The organism is Nocardia sp. PLKS1-43, from assembly GCF_059510335.1.
Genome location: NZ_JCAJZQ010000006.1, coordinates 267,077 through 285,047, shown reverse-complemented (window position 1 = coordinate 285,047; position 17,971 = coordinate 267,077). Strand labels below are relative to the sequence as shown.

The following is a 17,971-nucleotide window of genomic DNA, read 5'->3' as shown; positions in this document are numbered from 1 at the left end:
AATACCTGAACACGGCCGTTTCAGGCGTGTACGCATCTGCGGCCACAGGAATGGGCCGAGAAATTCGTCCGCGTTCAGCCGCCGCTGTGCATGACGTCGGCGGCCTGCGGGACGGTGTCGTCCTCCGGGTCGTCGAGCCAGCCGTCGGGGAGGGAGACCTTGGCCTGGGGTGAGCCCTGGCGACCGCGCGGGCCGGTGGCGGCCTCGGTCGGGAACGGTGCGGCGGGGTCCAGCTGGGCGGCCAGATCCCGGATCTGCTCGAGACTCGAGACGGTGGCGAATTTCCGGCGAAGTTCGGATCCCACCGGGAAGCCCATGAAATACCAGGCCATATGTTTGCGGATATCGCGCATGGCCTTGTCGTGCCCGTCGTGCTCCACGAGGAGTTCGGCGTGCCGGATCAGGATCTCCCCGACGCGGCCGAGGGCCGGGGCCTCGGGGATGGGTTCGCCGCGCAACGCGGCGGACAGCTCGGCGAACAACCAGGGCCGGCCGAGGCAGCCGCGGCCGACAACGACTCCGTCGCAACCGGTTTCGGCCATCATGCGCAGGGCGTCGTCGGCGGTGAAGATATCGCCGTTGCCGAGTACCGGGATGGTGGTGACGGCCTCTTTCAGCCGGGCGATCGCACTCCAGTCGGCCGTGCCCGAGTACAGCTGGGCAGCCGTGCGCGCGTGCAGCGACACCGCGGCGGCGCCCTCGGCCTCGGCGATGCGGCCGGTGTCGAGATACGTCTGGTGATCCGCATCGATGCCGACGCGGAATTTGAAGGTGACCGGAACCTCGCCCGCGGCCGCGACCATCTCCCGGACGATGTTGGCGAACAGCCGCCGCTTGTACGGCAGCGCCGAGCCGCCGCCGAGCCGGGTGACCTTGCGCACCGGACAGCCCAGATTCATATCGATGTGATCGGCCCAGCCCTCGCCGACGATGATTCGCACCGCCTCGCCGAGGGTTTTCGGATCGACGCCGTAGAGCTGCATCGAGCGCGGACTCTCGTCGGGTCCGAACGCCATCATGTGCAACGTCTTCTCGTTGCGTTCCACCACCGCCCGCGCGGTGATCATCTCGCACACGTAGATCGCGGTGGAACTACCGAACTCCCGGCACAGCGTGCGGAACGCCACATTCGTGATCCCGGCCATCGGCGCGAGCACGACCGGCGGATCGACCGGGTAGGGGCCGATCCGCAGCTGGGGCCTGGCCTCGATCACCGCAGTCATGAATTCCATTCTCGCATCCGGGTATCGGTGGCCCACATCACGTCGCTGGATGCCGCGCGAGTAGCGAATCCGCCGGTCGTGCGAGCGGGCCGGGTACCTCGCCTGCGGCCGATCCCGGTCGGCCGCAGGCGATCAGGCGGAGAAAGATGTGATTCAGCTCACGGCGACGGTGGCCAGCTCGCGCTCACGCTTGGCGGCTTCGCGGGCGAGCATGCGGTCGCGCTGCTCCTCGAACTTGGTCACATCCTTGGACAGCTTGTCCAGGAAGGTCGCCAGGCGATCGCGGGTCTGCTCGCCGCGAGCGGTGAAGTCGTCGCGCTCGAAGATCCGCCACTTCTTCAGCACCGGCTGGACGACCTCCTCGAGGTGCTGACGCAGGTCGTAGATACCGTGCTTGGCCATCAACACGCCGTTGCGGCGGAAGTTGGGCATGCCCGCGCCGGGCATCTGGAAGTTCTCCAGGATGAGCGCGACGGCGTCCAGGGCCTGGTCGGGCGCCAGATCCAGTGCCGCACCGCACATGTTGCGGTAGAAGATCATGTGCAGGTTCTCGTCCGCGGCGACGCGCTGCAGCATGCGGTCGGCGATGGGGTCGTCGCAGACCTTGCCGGTATTGCGGTGCGAGACACGGGTCGCCAGCTCCTGGAAGGTCACATAGGCGACCGAGTGCAGGAATCCGGCGTCGACCTCCGTGGGAGAGGCGAATCCGTTGGTCATGTGGATCATTCGCGCCTGTTCCAGGGCGACCGGGTCGACGCCGCGGGTGACCACGAGGTAGTCCCGGATGACGATGCCGTGCCGGTTCTCCTCGGCGGTCCAGCGGCCGACCCAGGTGCCCCAGGCGCCGTCCTGGGAGAAGTTCTCGGCGATCTCGCGGTGGTAGGAGGGGAGGTTGTCCTCGGTGAGGAGATTGGTGATCATCGCGGCCTTGGCGACCTCGTTGAGCTTCGACTGCTCCGGCTCCCAGTCGACACCGCCCATCGCCGCGAAGTTGCGGCCTTCGTCCCACGGGACGTAGTCGTGCGGGTGCCACTCCTTGGCCATGGAGAGGTGGCGGTTGACGTTTTCTTCGGCAACCGGCTCCAACTCCGTGAGCAGCTCGAGTTGAGTCAGATCCCTTGCCATACTTGAACCCTTCGGTCTCGTCCTGCCATCGTGCTCGTCGCCCCCGCTCGTCCAACGCCTCACGGCGGCATTGCGGCCCATACCTTACGGCACCGTAGGTGTGATGCGAAACGCATCGGACGTGGTTTGCCATCAGGTGATGGAACCCGCGGGTTCCCGATTGTGAGCTGGCACAATGCGGGAGACGGCCCCTCCGAGTGTAGGGGGAGCACGGCCGTCGTGGGGTTCATCGTCCCCGGCGGCGGTCCCGTTAGCGCCCGGTTGCCGATGCGTGCCTGCGGGCCGTCGAGTGAGATGCCCGACGACGGTCACCGAGGTCCGCATGCGATGCGAATATTAACCACATAATCGCTCCGGCGGTCGATCCGGCGCGCCCGCAGTGCATTTCGTCACAGATGCGGAAAGTCCGCCGGAACCTGCGTTCCGGCGGACCCGAGTGCCCCCACCAGGGCTCGAACCTGGGACCTGCGGATTAAAAGTCCGTAGCTCTACCAACTGAGCTATAGGGGCGCGGGTGGCAAGTCTAATGGGCGGCTCGCGGAAGTGGTAACCGGTATCCGTTCCGGGTGTCGGACCGGACGATCCGCCCTGGTCGGCGCGGTCGGCGGCGGCCTTCGGCGCGGCGGGCGCGAATCTCCGGCGGCGGCGCGGCGTCCGGCGGGGTCGCCGCGCGGGCTCCGCGAGGCCCCCGCGCGGGCCGGACCCGCGCTCGGGCGCGTTCGAGATGCGGGGTAATCCCGTTGGCTTCCAATTTGTTTCAGCGGAGAAGTGTGTAAATATCAACCAATCGCGGTGCGTGGCAAGGAAATTGGTAGTGGAGGTGCGAGTGTCGAGGGATCGGCCCGACCGGCGGCCCGCCGGCGGGGTGGCGCGTCCGGCCGGCGATGGTTCGCGGCGGCCGGGGCGTGGCGGTGGCGAACCACGCTGCGGGATGGTGGAATTCGCGAAAGGAACGTCGCGAGGTGATGGTAACCGAAGATTTGCCGCAAACTTCGGAAAGCGGATTTCGCGAACTGACTTTCCGGTAGTTGCTCCGGTCGACATCGATACGGAGTACGGTGACCTGTCGGTGAATTCCGAAAGAACCGGCTCTGCCCGGTGGGAGGGGATTCCGCCCATGGTTGATGTGCCCGCTTGCGTCGCGATCGGTCCGGCCGTTCGCGGGGCTCTGGAGATTCGGTCGCAGGAGGCAGATCCGAGAAGAACATGCCCGGGTGCGCACCCCCTGCGGCGCACCCGGGCTCGGAGAACTATACCAGCTGGTGTGTTTCCGGTTTTCCCGCGACTTTTCGTACTCAAAGTTTGAAAAACCGGGCAGAAGCCCGAATCTCGGTATTAAAAAAATCTCATAACTCGCATCGAGGACTGTTCCCATCGGGGGTCCTGCGGCGGTAAGTAGCTTCGGAGGCGTTTCGAGCATGGCACGGCAGCAAGAGCGGGCCCGCCGGACTCGCGCGGCGATCATCAGGTCGGCCGCGGTGGAATTCGGGAAAAGCGGCTATGCCGCTGCATCGTTGAACCGCATTCTGGAAGGGTCCCGCGCGACCAAGGGCGCGATGTACTTCCACTTCGATTCGAAGGAGGATCTGGCGCGCGCGGTGCTGGACGCCGCGGTCGAACGGTACCGGGCCAGCATCGAACGATGGCTCGGCAGAACCGATCTCGGCCCTCTCGACATCCTGCGGGGGATGCTCGACGAGATCGCGCTGCGGCTGGACAGCGACATCATCATCCAGGCGGAATTCCGGTTGATCATCGAACCGGAGTTCCATCGCGACGTCCAGGCCGGCGGCGGGCGCATCCTCGGCCGCGCCATCCGCATGCTGGCGGCGCGCGCGATCGATCAGAAGCAGCTGCGCCCGGACGCCGATCCGGACAAGTTCGCCCGCACCCTCACCGCGGCGCTGGCCGGGCAGCGCTACGTCACCGACATGGCCGGCGGGCCGGTCGATATGCGCACGCGGTTCACCGAGGCGCTGGAGATCATCGTCGAGGGGATGGGGACGCCCGAGTGGCTCGGGGAGTTCCGGGCGGTCGGCTGGCGCGCCAGTGCCCGCCCGGACGATCTGAACGTCGGGACGGCGAGTTCCTGACCAGCCGATTTGGGTTTCTCGCCGGAGCTGTCATAAGCTATCCCAGCTCCCAACGGAAGCCGTTGAGGTACGGACCGGAGAGATCCGGCGGGCCCCCTTCGTCTAGCGGCCTAGGACGCCGCCCTTTCAAGGCGGTAGCGCGGGTTCGAATCCCGTAGGGGGTACGACGGTGGAAACACCGTTGAGAGCAGAGCAAGGCCCTGTGGCGCAGTTGGTTAGCGCGCCGCCCTGTCACGGCGGAGGTCGCGGGTTCGAGTCCCGTCAGGGTCGCAAGACTGTATAGGCATTCACGTCGGGTGCCCCGGCCAGGTAGCTCAGTTGGTACGAGCGTCCGCCTGAAAAGCGGAAGGTCGCCGGTTCGATCCCGGCCCTGGCCACACGGGACCGCCTCTCCGACACTTCAGCGTGTCGTGGGAGTGCGGTCATTTTTCGTTTCGGGCCGGTGGTTCGCGTGGATCACCTTTTGGGCATACATGATGAGTTACCCCTGTTGTTGCGAGATCAGTTGCTTCGGTTGGTCGGGGCTTCGCCCCTTGCCCCCTGAATATCGGTGATATCGCTGGGGCGTGGTCGGTGTGACGGCGATCATGTAGTTTATTGTTGGGCGTGGCAACAAATGCGTTCTTTCTGGTTGGATTGATTTCGGGAATTGTTGCTGTGTCATTTATTTCTGGCGTAGAAGTCGGTGAGGTTTTCATTCCGAATGCTTCGTCGTGTGGGATTTCGCATAGCGGATGATGTTCGGAGAGTGGGGAAGTGCGCGTCCGGTCGGTGCGGGTATGGGCTGTGGCGGGGTTCGTGGATGGGATCATCGGGGTATGGGTGATTCCGAATCGGATTGGTACTACTGCCTGAAGCATCGTCGGGCCGAGCAGAGCAAGCGGTGCTGGTTCGCGGATCGGATGGGGCCCTATCCGGATCGGGCGACAGCCGAGCGGGCGCTGGAGATCGTGCGGGAGCGTAATGCCCGCGAGGATTCCCGCGACGAGGGGTGAGGGGCGGGCCGACACGGTGCGGGGGTGGGAAGTCGATGGGCTACGGTCAATGCTGTACACACGCGCGCGTGAACGAGCGGGAGGCTGACCCTTGAAGGTGACCGTTGTGGTGCCGACCTATAACGAGCGGGACAACCTGCCCGTGGCGGTGGAGCGGCTGACCTCGCTGCCGGTCTCTGACCTGCATATTCTCGTTGTCGACGACAACTCGCCGGACGGCACCGGAGAACTCGCGGACAAACTCGCCGTCGAGCGGCCCGATACGGTCGGTGTGCTGCACCGGACCGAGAAGGACGGGCTGGGGCGCGCGTACATCGCGGGGATCACCCGGGCGCTGGAGGAGGGGGCCGAGGTCGTCATCCAGATGGACGCAGATCTGTCTCATCCGGCCGAGGTCATTCCGGCCATGCTCGACAAACTCCAGACCTCCGGCGCCGGTGTCGTGCTCGGATCCCGGTACGTTCCGGGCGGTTCGACCGCCGAGGAATGGAAGTGGTACCGCAAGGCGCTCTCGGCGTGGGCCAACTTCTATGTGAACCTGATCCTGCGGCTGGGCGTGAAGGACGCCACGGCCGGCTTCAAGGCGTGGCACGCCGATACCCTGCGCGCGATCGACGTCGCCTCGATCCGCAGCAACGGATACTCCTTCCAGGTCGAGATGAACTACCGGACCATCAAGAAGGGCATCGCCATCGCCGAGGTGCCGATCCGCTTCGAGGAGCGCACCAAGGGCGCGTCCAAGATGAGTCTGAAGGTGCAGCTGGAGTCGGCGGCGATGCCGTGGAAGCTGCTGTTCGGGCGGCAGGTCTAGGACCCGGCCAGGCCCCGGACCGGGTGCGCGTGCCGCTCGTCCGGTACCGGCCAGTCCAGCAGGGTCGCGACGAACAGTTGCCGCACCCGTTCGACCTCGGCGTTCATCTCGTCGGGATCCCAGCCGCTGACATCGATCGGCGGCAGGACCGCTACATCCACCGTGCCGCCGCGCACGATCGCCGAATTACGCCAGGCGATTTCACCGGCATTGCGGATCACCACCGGAATGATCGGCACCCCCGCCTGCGCGGCGATATGGAATGCGCCCTTCTTGAACGGGCCCACGCGCGGCGTCAGTGAACGGGTGCCTTCCGGGGCGATGACAATCGACAACCCGGCCCGCAGTGTTTCGACCACGGGTGCCAATGCCGCACGTGTGCCGGAGGTATCGGAACGATCGATGAAAGTAGCCCCCGCGAAACGCAACAGCGGCCCGAACACCGGATTGCTGGTCACTTCTTTCTTCACGATTCCGGTAAAGCCCGCACCGAGCACCGCGGCCAGAACGACCATGTCGAATTGACTCTGATGATTGAATACGAATACCGCGGGCCGGGGTGCGTGAGCGTATTCGGCGCCGGTGATCCGCATGCGTATGCCCGTCGCCCGCAGGGTGCCGGTCGCGGCGTGGGTGATCATCGAATCGGCCATCCGCCGCCGGTCCCGGGTGGCCGCGGCGGCCGCCACACCGGCTGCCGCGCCGCCCAGCAACCCCGCGAAACCCGCTGCGGTGCGGGCGATATCGCGTGCGCCGGCCGTGTCCCGAGGGCGGAAGGACAGCACCGGCCAATTCTGTTCGACCGCCCGCATCGCCATGCGAGGACCCGGATTCACCGCTGTCGGATGGGCGACGAGGTCGAGCAGCGGGATGTCGGGAGCGGCGTCGGCATAGGCGTAGCCGCGGGCGAGATCCAGGTCGCGCTCGGCCGCGAAACGTCGCACGGCGTCGGCCTTACCGTTGCGCCACAGCGGTTTTCCCTCCACATGTCCGGTGAGTACGCCCTCGCTCACGGCCATTCGGGTGGACAGGACGTTCGGGAAGCCCAATTCCGTTGCGGCGGGCAGGACCTGGAACTTCGACAGGCAGGAAGCCAGCACCAGCGTGTGCCCGGCGGCCTCGTGCGCGCGGATCAGCCGCCACGCCTCCGGATACACGTGGGCGTGGATGGTGTCGCGGAACAGCCGTTCGCCCAGAGCGGCGAGTTCGGACTCGGCGTGCCCGGCCCACAGATGCATCGCCCGCTGCAGGAAGCGCTCGTATTCGCCCTCCGCGCGGGAGCCGCGAATGGTGTTCACCAGCGAGGCGGCCAGATCGGCGCGGCTGCCCCGGCGCAGGAGCCGCTGGACCGTCGTGTCGGGAGTGAAGCCGTGCACGACGGCGCCGCCGAAATCGAAGACGGCCGGGACGCGCGGCCCCTGCGGTCCGGAGCGCACGGCTTCGATCGCCTGATCGAGCGTGCGCGTCGCGACGGAATCCGGTGTGTCCGAGACGCTCATGGTCCCTCCGTGCGACTCGACGGGTCCAGGGCCGCCGCGCGGGAGATGCGCGCCCCGATGACGCGCAGTTCGTCGGCGAAAGCCCTTCTGCGGGCGAGGAGATCGGCGCCATCCGGATCGAGCAGTCCGTGATTGTCGGCGAGTTTCAGTGCGGTGGTGAACAATTCCGAGGATACCGATTCCGGACTGTGCAGGCGCTTCTGCAACAGCATCTGGTGGCCGACCGCGAGGCATTCGTCGATGAACTGTTTGCGGTCCAGCGGTCCGGGGACCCGGGCCGCCAGACGTTCGGCGACGACCAGCTGGGCATCGAAGAACGAGCGCAGCACGCGGTGGGCCATGATGAATCCGGACTCGGTGAACACGGCCAGGATGTCGGCCCCGACCGTGCCGTCGGCCGTGCGGTCGTGCCAACTCGGGTCGGCCAGCAGCATTTCCGAGATCATCTCGGTCGCGAATTCGGTGCGCTCGGGGAAGAAGAATTCGAATTTCAGCAGGTCACGCAGCCGGTAGGCCGATTGCCACCCGGCATCGAGCTGTTCACCCTCGGGGGCTTCGACCGCGGCCAGCACGGACAACTCGAGGATGGCGCGGTTGACGAACCAGTGCACGGCGCTGTTGCGATAGAACGCCGCCTCCAGGTACGCGCCGGTCTGGATGGAGTACACCGGCTCCACACCGCCGCGATAGACGGTCACCACGCGGGCGAGGGAGAGTTGCTCGAGCACCGCGGCCAGGCCCGAATCCTCGTCCACCGTGTCGAATTCGCCGCTGGGCAGGCCGCGTCGGCGGATGTAGTCGCGTACCGGTTCCAGCGCCATGCGGACCTCGCCGAGGGTCAGCGCGCGCTCGTGCACGCCGAGCAGCACGAGAGTGACCAGGGCGTTTACGGTGATCGGGGTGACCGCGTTGATGCCGACGGCCACCTCGAAGGCCAACAGCTGCACGGCCTTTCGCTCCTGCGCGCCGACCTCCGCGGGATTCGGATCGGCCGCGGCGGTGGGCAGCAGCGGATCGCCGTACGCGCCCAGGCGTTCCCGGGCGGACAGCGGTGCGCCGAAGCGGATGTAGACGTTCCCGGCCGAATGTTGCTGATTGCGGATGTAGCGCGCCAGCCAGGGCAGGCCCTCGGGCTTCTTGACGCCGCCGGCCTGTTCGCTGGCGATCGCGCCGAGTTCGTTGAGCCGCTCGTAGGTGATCGAGACCGGGACCAGCACCACGTCGTCGATCCGGCGCGAACGGATCGCCGCGGCAAGGTAATTCAGCAGCCCGTAGCGCGGTGGGCGGAGCTTTCCGGTCCGGGTGCGCCCGCCCTCGAAGTACCACTCCAGATTGAACCGCTTGGCCAGCAGGTAGGCGAAGTATTCCTCGACCACCGCCTTGTACACCTCGTCGTCGCCGAAGCTGCGGCGGATGAACACCGTTCCGGTGCGCCGGGCGATCGGGCCCATCGGCCAGAATCGCAGATTCGCGCCGCCGATCACGTGATTGGGCGGGAAGTCGTTGCGGGCCAGCGCATCACCGAGGACGAACGCGTCGACGTAGGACCGGTGCGAGGGCAGGAAGACCAGCGGATGATCCTGATTGATCCGGCGCAGCTCGGCCAGACCGGACCGGTCGTAGTCGACCTTCCAGGCCGAGGCGTGTACCGGTCGCATGGCCTGGGTGAACAGATCGGAGACCAGACGGCTCTGTGCCGCAACGAGTTCCCGCAATGCCTTCTCCGCGCGGCGGTACACCTCGCGCGGGCTCGCCCCGATGTCGTCGGCGATGCGGTCGAGACGGCGCAGGAATTCCGGCGAGTCCAGGATTTCCTCCGCGACCAGGCGCGGCACCTTGTAGCGATCGCCGATGACGGCGCGTTCGGCGCGTTCGAGCGCGACGATTCCGGCCCGGACGATGGCGCGGGCGAACGGATCCGCGGATCCGGCCGTGGCGGGATTGTTCGCGCGCAGTTCGCTCAGGCGGGCGGGCTGCCCGGTGAGCACGAGATGGCGATCGGGCGCCTTGTGCACCAGACGCCGTTGCAGCAGCCGGTGGGGCCGCCGGGGGTTGCTGAGCGTGACCAGATCGGCGAAGGTCGTGCGGCGCACGCCGTCTCGCTCGGGCGGCAGCCACAGTACGCGGATCGGTACCACCAGCGGATCGTCCCGGCGGCCGACCAGTCGCTGGGCCACCACTTCGGCATCCAGGTCGAGCTGGGTGATCGGGGCGTCCACGCCGAACTCCGCGTCGATACCACCCTCGTCCAGCCAGCCGCCGATCAGCTCGCGTTCCACCGGGGAACGGGCGTCCACGAGGGCGACCACCGACTGCGGCGCTCCGCCCGGTGCGGGCGTCGCCGGAACGTCGGGGCGATGATCGAGCATGGCGGGGACCTCCTACATATGGCGCAATCCCCATTGAAGCCCCGCCGACGCCTTTCCCGCAGGAGGTTCGCGAGGAGTCTTCGTCCGGTTCGACTCTCCGGCCGACGACGCCGCCGAACTGCCGCAGCGAACCGCAAGCAATCCGATGCGGTCCGCGCCCGCCTCGCCGCCGAGACATCTGCCGATGCGAGCAGCGAGTCCCGGGCGGAGGCCGAGCGTGAGACTCCAGGCGGTACGAACTGGAGACGATCGAACACGGTTCGCGGCATGTCTTGCCGGCCTGATGCGTGAAGAGCGTGGGTCGCCCGCGCGGGGTCGGGCTCCTGCGACTGGAGCGGCGTGGGCAGCTGCGGCGACGTGGAGGTGATCGAGCGTGGTTCGGGCCTTGTCTTGCGGCCTGATGTATGGCGAGTGCGAGTTGTTCGGCGCGGGGTCCGGGTGCCGGGCCTCGAATGGGCGGGCTTGCCTCCGCGGCGCGGCGGAGTCGATTCGGCCGATCGTGGCATGTCTTCCTGGTCGGTCGTGCGGAGGTGGGTGGAATCGGATCGGTGTTCGCGTTGGGGGCCGCCCAAATTGGTCAGGTAATGCTAACCTCACTTCTTGATTAGGTAAGCATAACCTTGGAGGATCGGTGTCGACCACGGACGACCGCGTGCGGATCGGATATGAAGAGGGTCCGGGGGCGATGATCACCGCGGATCGCGGCGGTGCCGGGGGATTCGACGCGGCCGCGGCGGTGGCCGCGCTGGCGGCCTGTGATCGGTTCGGCGAGTACGTGATGTACGAACGTCCCGGCGAGTGGGTGTTCGCGGCCGATCCGGTCGGCAGCGTCGAACTCGACGCGTCCGAGCTGCGGATCGGTTGGGACGGAAGCCATTCGGCGCGGCCGTGGCAGGGCCGCCCGGCGCATGTGATCGACCGGGCGCTGGCCGGCCTGCCGCTGGCTGGGCGTCATGCCTACGGCTGGATCGGATTCGAGTTCTGTGCCTGGGCGTTGGAGGCCACCGGTCACCTGTCCGAGCGCACGCCGCTGGCACACCTGATGATTCCGCGCATCGAGGTTCGCATCGATGCCGACGGTGTACGAGTGCGCGGCGCGACCGATTCCGAGAACGCCGAGATCCGCGAATTGATCGAGGCGGCGCAGGACACCGCGCTGCCCCGGGCGCATCCGGTCGACGTCTCCGCCGATCCGACCGGTTATCGGGACCGGGTCGGCCGGGCGGTCGAGGAGATCCGTGACGGCCGCTATCAGAAGGTGATCCTTTCCCGCCGAGTCGAACTGCCGTTTCCGGTGGACGTACCCGCCAGCTATCGTCTGGGCCGGGTGCACAACACCCCGGCGCGGTCGTTCCTGTTGCGGCTGGGCGGGCTCGAGGCGGCCGGATACAGTCCGGAGCTGGTCGTCTCCGTCGACGAGGACCGGGTGGTGACCACCGAACCGCTCGCCGGGACAAGGGCATTCGGCCGTGGCGCGGAGGCCGACGCGGCCGCGCGCGCCGAGCTGGTGGCCGATCCGAAGGAGATCGTCGAACACGCGATCTCGGTACAGACCTCCTTCGCCGAGATCGCCGCGGTCGCCGCGCCGGACACCACCGTCGTATCGGATTTCATGGCCGTGCGCGAGCGCGGCAGCGTGCAGCATCTCGCCTCGACGGTGCACGGCCGCCTGGATGCCGGCCGAAGCTCCTGGGAGGCATTGGAAATGCTCTTTCCCTCGGTGACCGCGTCCGGAATTCCCAAGCGCGACGGCGTCGATGCGGTGTTCCGGCTCGATCACGACGCGCGCGGATTGTATTCCGGTGCGGTGGTGACGGTTTCGGGCAGCGGCGCACTCGAGGCGACGTTGGTGCTGCGCGCGGTCTACCAGACCCCCGACGGCGCTTGGCTGCGGGCCGGAGCCGGGATCGTCTCCCAGTCCACCCCCGCGAGGGAATTCGAGGAGACCTGCGAGAAGCTGCGCAGCGTCGCCCCGTACGTGGTCGAGGCGTGACCGCACACGAGTGTGGCCGCGTCGGGGATGCTCACAACGATGCGCGCAGGGCCTTCTTGTCGATCTTGCCGACCGCGGTCAGCGGCAGACTCGTCGAGAAGTGCAGCAGGTCAGGATGTTTGAACGCGGCCAGGCCGCGGCCGGTGAGGAACTCCTTCAGCTCGGCGAGGGTGGGGGCGTCGCCCGAGCTGACCAGGACGACGCAGACCTTCTCGCCCAGTACCGGATCGGGCAGGCCGACCGCGGCGGCGTGCCGGATGGCGGGGTGGGCGAGCAGGTGTTCCTCGAGTTCGTCGCAGGAGACGTTCTCCCCGCCGCGATTGATCACATCCTTGATCCGGCCGGACACGATCAGATGCCCGCTCGGCAGCCGGCGCACCAGGTCGCCGCTGCGGTAATAGCCGTCGGAAGTGAAGCAACGGGAATTGTGTTCCGGCGCACGGTAATAGCCGCGCAATGTGTACGGGCCGCGGGTCAGCAGTTCACCCTCCGCGCCGGGCGGGACGTCGTTGCCGGCGGCATCGACGATCCGGATCTCGTCGCCGGGGGACAGCGGGCGGCCCTGGGTGGTGCAGGCGATGTCCTCCGAGTCGTCCGGACGGGTGAAGTTGATCAGGCCCTCCGCCATGCCGAACACCTGCTGGACGGCCGCACCCAGCGCGGGCCGCACCGTGCGGGCGTTCGCCTCGGCGAGTTTGGCCCCGCCGACCTGCAGCAGTCGCAGCGAGGACAGATCGGCGTCCTCCCATTCGGTTGCGGCACACCATAATTGCGCCAGCGGCGGGACGACCGAGGTCACCGTGACGCGATGACGTTCGATGGCGGCGAAGGCGCATTCCGGGCTCGGGTCGGTCAGCAGGGCGATCGCCCCGCCGCTCGCGATCGTGCCCAGGATTCCGGGGCAGGACAACGGAAAGTTGTGCGCCGCGGGCAGAGTCGCGAGATAGACGTCCTGCGGGCCGAATCCGCAGATCTCGGCGCTGGCACGTGCGTTGTATCCGTAGTCGTCGTGGGTGCGGGCGATGAGTTTGGGCAGACCGGTCGTTCCGCCGGACACCAGCATCACCGCGATGGCCGATGACGCCACCTGTGGTAGCGAATCACCCTCGCGGGGAACCGAACTCAGCGCTGTGAACGGGCCCGGATCACCGACGACGAACACCTGTCGCAGTCCCGGCACCCGGGCCCGCACCTGCGCCGCCAGCTCGCGATGGTCGAAGTCGCCCGCTCGATCGGCGGTGAGATATGCCACCGCACCGGATAATTCGGCCAGATGCTCGATCTCCGCACGCCGATGCGCGGGCAGGGTCAGCACCGGGATCGCCCCGGCGCGCAGCAGCCCGAACAGCGCCACCACGAATTCCGGGACGTTCGGCAACTGCACGAGCACCCGGTCGCCGGGTTCGATGCCGGTGGCGAGGAAGCCGTGCGCCATCCGGTCGGCCGCGGCGTCGAGTTCCCGATAGCCGAGTGTTCCGGACGCGTCCAGCAGCGCCGGGCGATCCGGCCACCGCCGGGCCGATTCGCGCAGCAATTCACCGAGCGTTCGGCCGTCCCAGTACCCGGCAGCGCGATACGCCTCGGCGAATTCGGCGGGAATGGGGGTGCATCCGTCGTGTGCCATCGATGTCACAGGTGCTCACCTCACGCTCACGGTGCAACCCGAAATGCGGTTACACAGGTTAGGCAACCCTATCTCATTGAGCTTCGAATGTGCCTTCCGACCGTTGTGGGGCGGGACGCGCCCGGCGCGGGGCTCTAGACTCTGGAGCGTGAGTGATTGGGATATCGCCGACATCCCCGATCAGAGCGACCGGACGTTCATCGTCACCGGCGCCAACAGCGGGCTGGGTGCGGTCACCGCGCGAGCGCTGGCCGGCGCGGGTGCGCGAGTGATCATGGCCTGCCGTGACGAGGTGAAGGCGCGGGCGGTCGCGGACACCATCGGCGAGCGGGCGCAGGTGCGCCGCCTGGACCTCGCCGACCTGGATTCGGTGCGCGAATTCGCCGACTCCGTCGATGCCGCCGATGTGCTGATCAACAACGCGGGCGTGATGGCGCTGCCGTTGCGCCGTACCGCGCAGGGCTTCGAAATGCAGTTCGGCACAAACCATCTCGGTCATTTCGCACTCACCGGGCTGCTGCTGGACAAGCTCTCCGAGCGGATCGTCACCGTTTCCAGCGGTGCGCACCTGATCGGGCGGATCGATCTGGCCGATCTGAACTGGGAGCACCGCAGGTACCAGCGCTGGAGGGCGTACGGACAGGCCAAACTGGCCAATCTGATGTTCGCCCGCGAGTTGCAGCGCCGCCTGAGCGCGCACGGCTCGTCCAAGATCTCCGTCGCCGCCCATCCCGGATACGCCGCGACCGATCTGCAGTTCCACACCGAATCGCTGATCAGCGTGCTCATGCCGGTGGGCAACCGGATCCTGGCGCAGAGTGCGGAGATGGGCGCCCTGCCCAGCCTCTACGCGGCCACCGCCGAGGTCGAACCCGGCGGCTACTACGGTCCGAGCCGCCTGGGCGGCATGCGTGGCCATCCGAGTCCCAGCACGTCCTCGGCCGCGTCCAAGGACGAGGTCACCTCCCGCCGCCTGTGGGACATGTCCGAACAACTGACGAAGGTCACCTACCGCTTCGGCCGGTGAAGTGAGGCAGGTCACTTCCGGAGCTGTCACACCGCGGCATGCTGTCGCGTCTTCTCTGTGTAGCGCCGCCGATGCGGCGGAAACAGTGAGAGTGAGGACACGGTCATGGAAGCTCGCCTGAACGCATTCGAAATCGATGTCGTCTCGAAGGTCATCAAGCGGCTGGGCGCCGTCGGGCAGGTGCTCGACCAGTCGACACTGCCCAAGCGCACCCAGGAACTGGTGAAGTTGCGTGCCAGCCAGATCAACGGCTGCGGCTTCTGCACCGATATGCACGCCAAGGACGCGGTGGCGGACGGGGAGAGCTGGGTGCGCCTCAATCTGGTCGCGGCCTGGCGCGAGGCCACCGTCTTCACCGAGGCGGAGCGGGCCGCGTTGGCGCTCGCCGAGGAGGGCACCCGGATCGCCGACGCGCAGACCGGCGTCAGCGACGAGGTCTGGGAACAGGTGCGCAAGCACTACGACGACGAGCAGATCGGCGCGTTGATCTCGGTCATCGCGGTGATCAACGCGTACAACCGGTTCAATGTGATCGTGCAGACGCCCGCGGGTGGGTACGAGCCCGGCATGCTCGGCTGAAATGCGGCGAAATATGGTCCGGCGCAGGGTCTTTCGATCCTAGCCGGGCCCTGCGCCGGTCCGCGCGAGCCGGTCCGCGAGATGCGTGTCGGCGACGCCGCGCCGGCCGTCTGCCGGTGCGGTACCGACCTGATGACATGTAGTGGTGCGCGTCGTACGCTCACTGCATACCGAAGGTGTCGATCAGTGCCTGACAAGCATGTCCCGAAGGGGCATGCTCCGCTCTGCTCGTTACCGGAGGTGGACGATGGCCAGGAAGTTCGAGGGAAGAATTTCGCTCGACATCCGCGATTCGGAGCCCGACTGGCGGCCTTTCGCGGAGCCGACCGCACCGCAGGACGCGCCGAATGTCCTGTATCTGGTGTGGGACGACATCGGGATCGGCACCTGGGACTGCTACGGCGGTCTGGTCGAGATGCCGAATATGAAGCGGATCGCCGATCGTGGTGTGCAGTTCACCCAGTTCCACACCACCGCACTGTGTTCACCGACGCGCGCCTCGCTGCTGACCGGTAGAAACGCGACCTCCGTCGGAATGGCCACCATCGAGGAGTTCACCGACGGGTTCCCGAGCATGTGTGGCCGGATACCGGCCGAGACCGCGCTGTGCTCGGAAGTTCTCGCCGAACGCGGGTGGAATACGTACGCGGTCGGAAAATGGCATATGACGCCATTGGAAGAGGAGAATCTGGCCGCCTCGAAGCGGCACTGGCCGCTGGCGCGCGGGTTCGATCGCTTCTACGGATTCCTGGGCGGGGAGGCCGACCAGTGGTATCCGAATCTGGTCTACGACAACCACCCGGTCTCGCCGCCGTACGCACCCGAGGACGGATATCACCTGTCGAAAGATCTGGCCGACAAGGCGATCGAATTCATTCGCGATGCGAAGGTGATCGCGCCCGGCAAACCGTGGTTCACCTATCTGTGCCCGGGGGCCGGGCATGCGCCGCATCACGTGCCACGGGAATGGGCCGAGGAATACCGCGGCCGGTTCGACATGGGCTACGAGAGGTATCGCGAGATCGTTCTGGAGAATCAGAAGCGCTTGGGTCTGGTACCGGAGAACACCGAATTGTCGCCCATGAACCCGTACGCGAATGTGACCAGCGCGGACGGCAAGCCGTGGCCGATGCAGGACACCGTGCGGGCATGGGATTCGCTGTCGGAGGACGAGAAGCGCTTGTTCAGCCGGCAGGCGGAGGTCTTCGCGGGATTCCTGTCCTACACCGACGCGCAGATCGGCCGGCTGCTGGACTACCTCGAGGACAGCGGCCAACTGGACAACACCATCATCGTCACCTTCTCGGACAACGGCGCCAGCGGCGAGGGCGGTCCGAACGGCTCGGCCAACGAGATGAAGTTCTTCAACGGCTACATCGACACCATCGAGGACAGCCTGGCCAAACTCGGCGAGCTGGGTTCGCCGACGACGTACAACCACTACAGCATCGGCTGGGCGATGGCGTTCAACACCCCGTACAAGCTGTACAAACGCTACGCCTCACATGAAGGCGGCATCGCCGATCCCTGCCTCATGTCGTGGCCGGCCGGAACAGCGGCCCGCGGCGAGGTTCGCCATCAGTACCTGAACGTCTGCGATATCACCCCGACCGTCTACGACCTGCTCGGCATCACACCCCCGGACACCGTGCAGAACGTGCGGCAACGTCCGCTGGAAGGAATCAATTTCCGGGCGTTGTTCGATGACGCCGACGCGGACGTCGGCAAGCACACCCAGTTCTATTCGATGCTGGGCACCCGCGGAATCTGGCATCGCGGCTGGTTCGCCGACACCGTCCACGCGGCCTGTCCGTCCGGCTGGGGTCATTTCGACCAGGACCGCTGGGAACTGTTCCACATCGAGCAGGACCGCAGCCAGATGCACGACCTCGCCGACGTGCATCCCGAGAAGCTCGAGGAGATGAAGGAGCTGTGGTTCTCGGAGGCCGCGAAATACAACGGCATGCCGCTCAACGACCTCGACATCATTTCCGTCCTGACCCGCTACCGCCCGACCTACGGCGCCGAGCGGGACAGCGCCGTCTACTATCCGGGCAGCGCGGAGGTGGGACCCGGTGCGGCGCTGGAGATCCGGGGACGGTCGTTCGCGCTGCTGGCGAAGACGACGATCGACAGTGCGGATGCCGAGGGGGTGCTGTTCGCCCACGGCGGCCGACTCGGCGGGCACACGCTGTATCTCGAGGACGGTCACCTGCACTACACCTACAACTTCCTGGGTGAGCAAGAGCAGACCATCGTCTCCGATCGCGTGATGCCGGTGGGTGACCACATTCTCGGGGTCCGGTACGAACGGCGCGGAACCCGGCCGGACAACTTCACCCCGACCGGTGAGGGCGTTCTCTACATCGATGAGAATCCCGTCGGCTCACTGGAGGACATGCGGACTCAACCGGTCGTGTTCTCCGGTGTCGGGGAGGGAATCCGCGTCGGCCGCGACAACGGCCAGTCCGTTTCCGCGCGGTATCGCGCGCCGTTCCCGTTCACCGGAGGGACCGTGCACGAGGTCATCGAGGACGTGAGCGGCAAGCCGTACCAGGACCTGGAAATGGCTGCGGCAGCGGCGTTCTCGCGGGATTGAGGCCGGAACCCGTGGCGGTGCGGGCACGCGACGG

The 17,971-nt window shown here is 66.9% G+C and carries 12 protein-coding genes and 4 tRNA genes; 10 read left to right on the top strand and 6 right to left on the bottom strand.

All coding sequences use genetic code 11. From position 1 onward, the window contains the following. Nucleotides 1-74: 74 nt before the first annotated feature. The 3 genes from dusB to AC5WS7_RS23135 all read right to left on the bottom strand — a co-directional run bounded on the left by dusB (nt 75) and on the right by AC5WS7_RS23135 (nt 2,858). A complete protein-coding gene (gene dusB / locus AC5WS7_RS23145) occupies nt 75-1,223 on the bottom strand; it encodes a tRNA dihydrouridine synthase DusB (protein ID WP_495956650.1) in 1,149 nt (382 codons plus the stop codon). 153 nt (nt 1,224-1,376) lie between these two features. Next, nucleotides 1,377-2,348, bottom strand: a complete 972-nt coding sequence (locus AC5WS7_RS23140) for an acyl-ACP desaturase (protein ID WP_495956649.1) — start codon at nt 2,346-2,348, stop codon at nt 1,377-1,379. A gap of 437 nt (nt 2,349-2,785) precedes the next feature. Then, nucleotides 2,786-2,858: transfer RNA gene (locus AC5WS7_RS23135), tRNA-Lys, on the bottom strand. Between the two features lie 908 nt (nt 2,859-3,766). Between AC5WS7_RS23135 and AC5WS7_RS23130 the strand changes: the two genes are divergently transcribed. The 6 genes from AC5WS7_RS23130 to AC5WS7_RS23105 all read left to right on the top strand — a co-directional run bounded on the left by AC5WS7_RS23130 (nt 3,767) and on the right by AC5WS7_RS23105 (nt 6,247). Beyond that, nucleotides 3,767-4,441 carry a TetR family transcriptional regulator gene (locus tag AC5WS7_RS23130; RefSeq protein ID WP_495956648.1) on the top strand — a complete coding sequence of 225 codons (675 nt, stop codon included), beginning with the start codon at nt 3,767-3,769 and terminating at the stop codon, nt 4,439-4,441. 91 nt (nt 4,442-4,532) lie between these two features. Next, nucleotides 4,533-4,605: transfer RNA gene (locus AC5WS7_RS23125), tRNA-Glu, on the top strand. 32 nt (nt 4,606-4,637) lie between these two features. After that, nucleotides 4,638-4,711 (top strand) — tRNA-Asp (locus tag AC5WS7_RS23120). Between the two features lie 33 nt (nt 4,712-4,744). Further along, nucleotides 4,745-4,818 (top strand) — tRNA-Phe (locus AC5WS7_RS23115). Between the two features lie 441 nt (nt 4,819-5,259). Next, nucleotides 5,260-5,436, top strand: a complete 177-nt coding sequence (locus AC5WS7_RS23110; RefSeq protein WP_495956647.1) for a hypothetical protein — start codon at nt 5,260-5,262, stop codon at nt 5,434-5,436. 109 nt (nt 5,437-5,545) lie between these two features. Next, nucleotides 5,546-6,247, top strand: coding sequence for a polyprenol monophosphomannose synthase (locus AC5WS7_RS23105; protein ID WP_495956646.1), 702 nt, complete (start codon nt 5,546-5,548; stop codon nt 6,245-6,247). Here AC5WS7_RS23105 and AC5WS7_RS23100 read toward each other — a convergent pair. Both AC5WS7_RS23100 and AC5WS7_RS23095 read right to left on the bottom strand, forming a co-directional pair. Next, a complete protein-coding gene (locus AC5WS7_RS23100) occupies nt 6,244-7,746 on the bottom strand; it encodes an HAD-IB family hydrolase (RefSeq protein ID WP_495956645.1) in 1,503 nt (500 codons plus the stop codon). The two genes, AC5WS7_RS23105 and AC5WS7_RS23100, sit on opposite strands and share 4 nt — an antisense overlap. After that, complete coding sequence (locus tag AC5WS7_RS23095) at nt 7,743-10,115, bottom strand: glycerol-3-phosphate 1-O-acyltransferase (RefSeq protein WP_495956644.1); 2,373 nt, start codon at nt 10,113-10,115, stop codon at nt 7,743-7,745. The genes AC5WS7_RS23100 and AC5WS7_RS23095 overlap by 4 nt, the downstream gene beginning before the upstream one ends. 685 nt (nt 10,116-10,800) lie before the next feature. Here AC5WS7_RS23095 and AC5WS7_RS23090 point away from each other — a divergent pair. Continuing rightward, nucleotides 10,801-12,108, top strand: coding sequence for a salicylate synthase (locus AC5WS7_RS23090; protein WP_495956812.1), 1,308 nt, complete (start codon nt 10,801-10,803; stop codon nt 12,106-12,108). 31 nt (nt 12,109-12,139) lie between these two features. Here AC5WS7_RS23090 and AC5WS7_RS23085 read toward each other — a convergent pair whose 3' ends face one another. Next, on the bottom strand, nt 12,140-13,732 hold the full coding sequence (locus AC5WS7_RS23085; RefSeq protein WP_495956811.1) for a (2,3-dihydroxybenzoyl)adenylate synthase: 1,593 nt from the start codon (nt 13,730-13,732) through the stop codon (nt 12,140-12,142). 148 nt (nt 13,733-13,880) lie between these two features. Here AC5WS7_RS23085 and AC5WS7_RS23080 point away from each other — a divergent pair, with 148 nt between their 5' ends. From AC5WS7_RS23080 to AC5WS7_RS23070, 3 genes are all read left to right on the top strand, one after another. After that, nucleotides 13,881-14,759 carry an oxidoreductase gene (locus tag AC5WS7_RS23080; RefSeq protein WP_495956643.1) on the top strand — a complete coding sequence of 293 codons (879 nt, stop codon included), beginning with the start codon at nt 13,881-13,883 and terminating at the stop codon, nt 14,757-14,759. 105 nt (nt 14,760-14,864) lie between these two features. Then, on the top strand, nt 14,865-15,338 hold the full coding sequence (locus AC5WS7_RS23075; protein ID WP_495956642.1) for a carboxymuconolactone decarboxylase family protein: 474 nt from the start codon (nt 14,865-14,867) through the stop codon (nt 15,336-15,338). A gap of 247 nt (nt 15,339-15,585) precedes the next feature. Next, nucleotides 15,586-17,937 carry an arylsulfatase gene (locus AC5WS7_RS23070; protein ID WP_495956641.1) on the top strand — a complete coding sequence of 784 codons (2,352 nt, stop codon included), beginning with the start codon at nt 15,586-15,588 and terminating at the stop codon, nt 17,935-17,937. Nucleotides 17,938-17,971 lie beyond the last annotated feature (34 nt).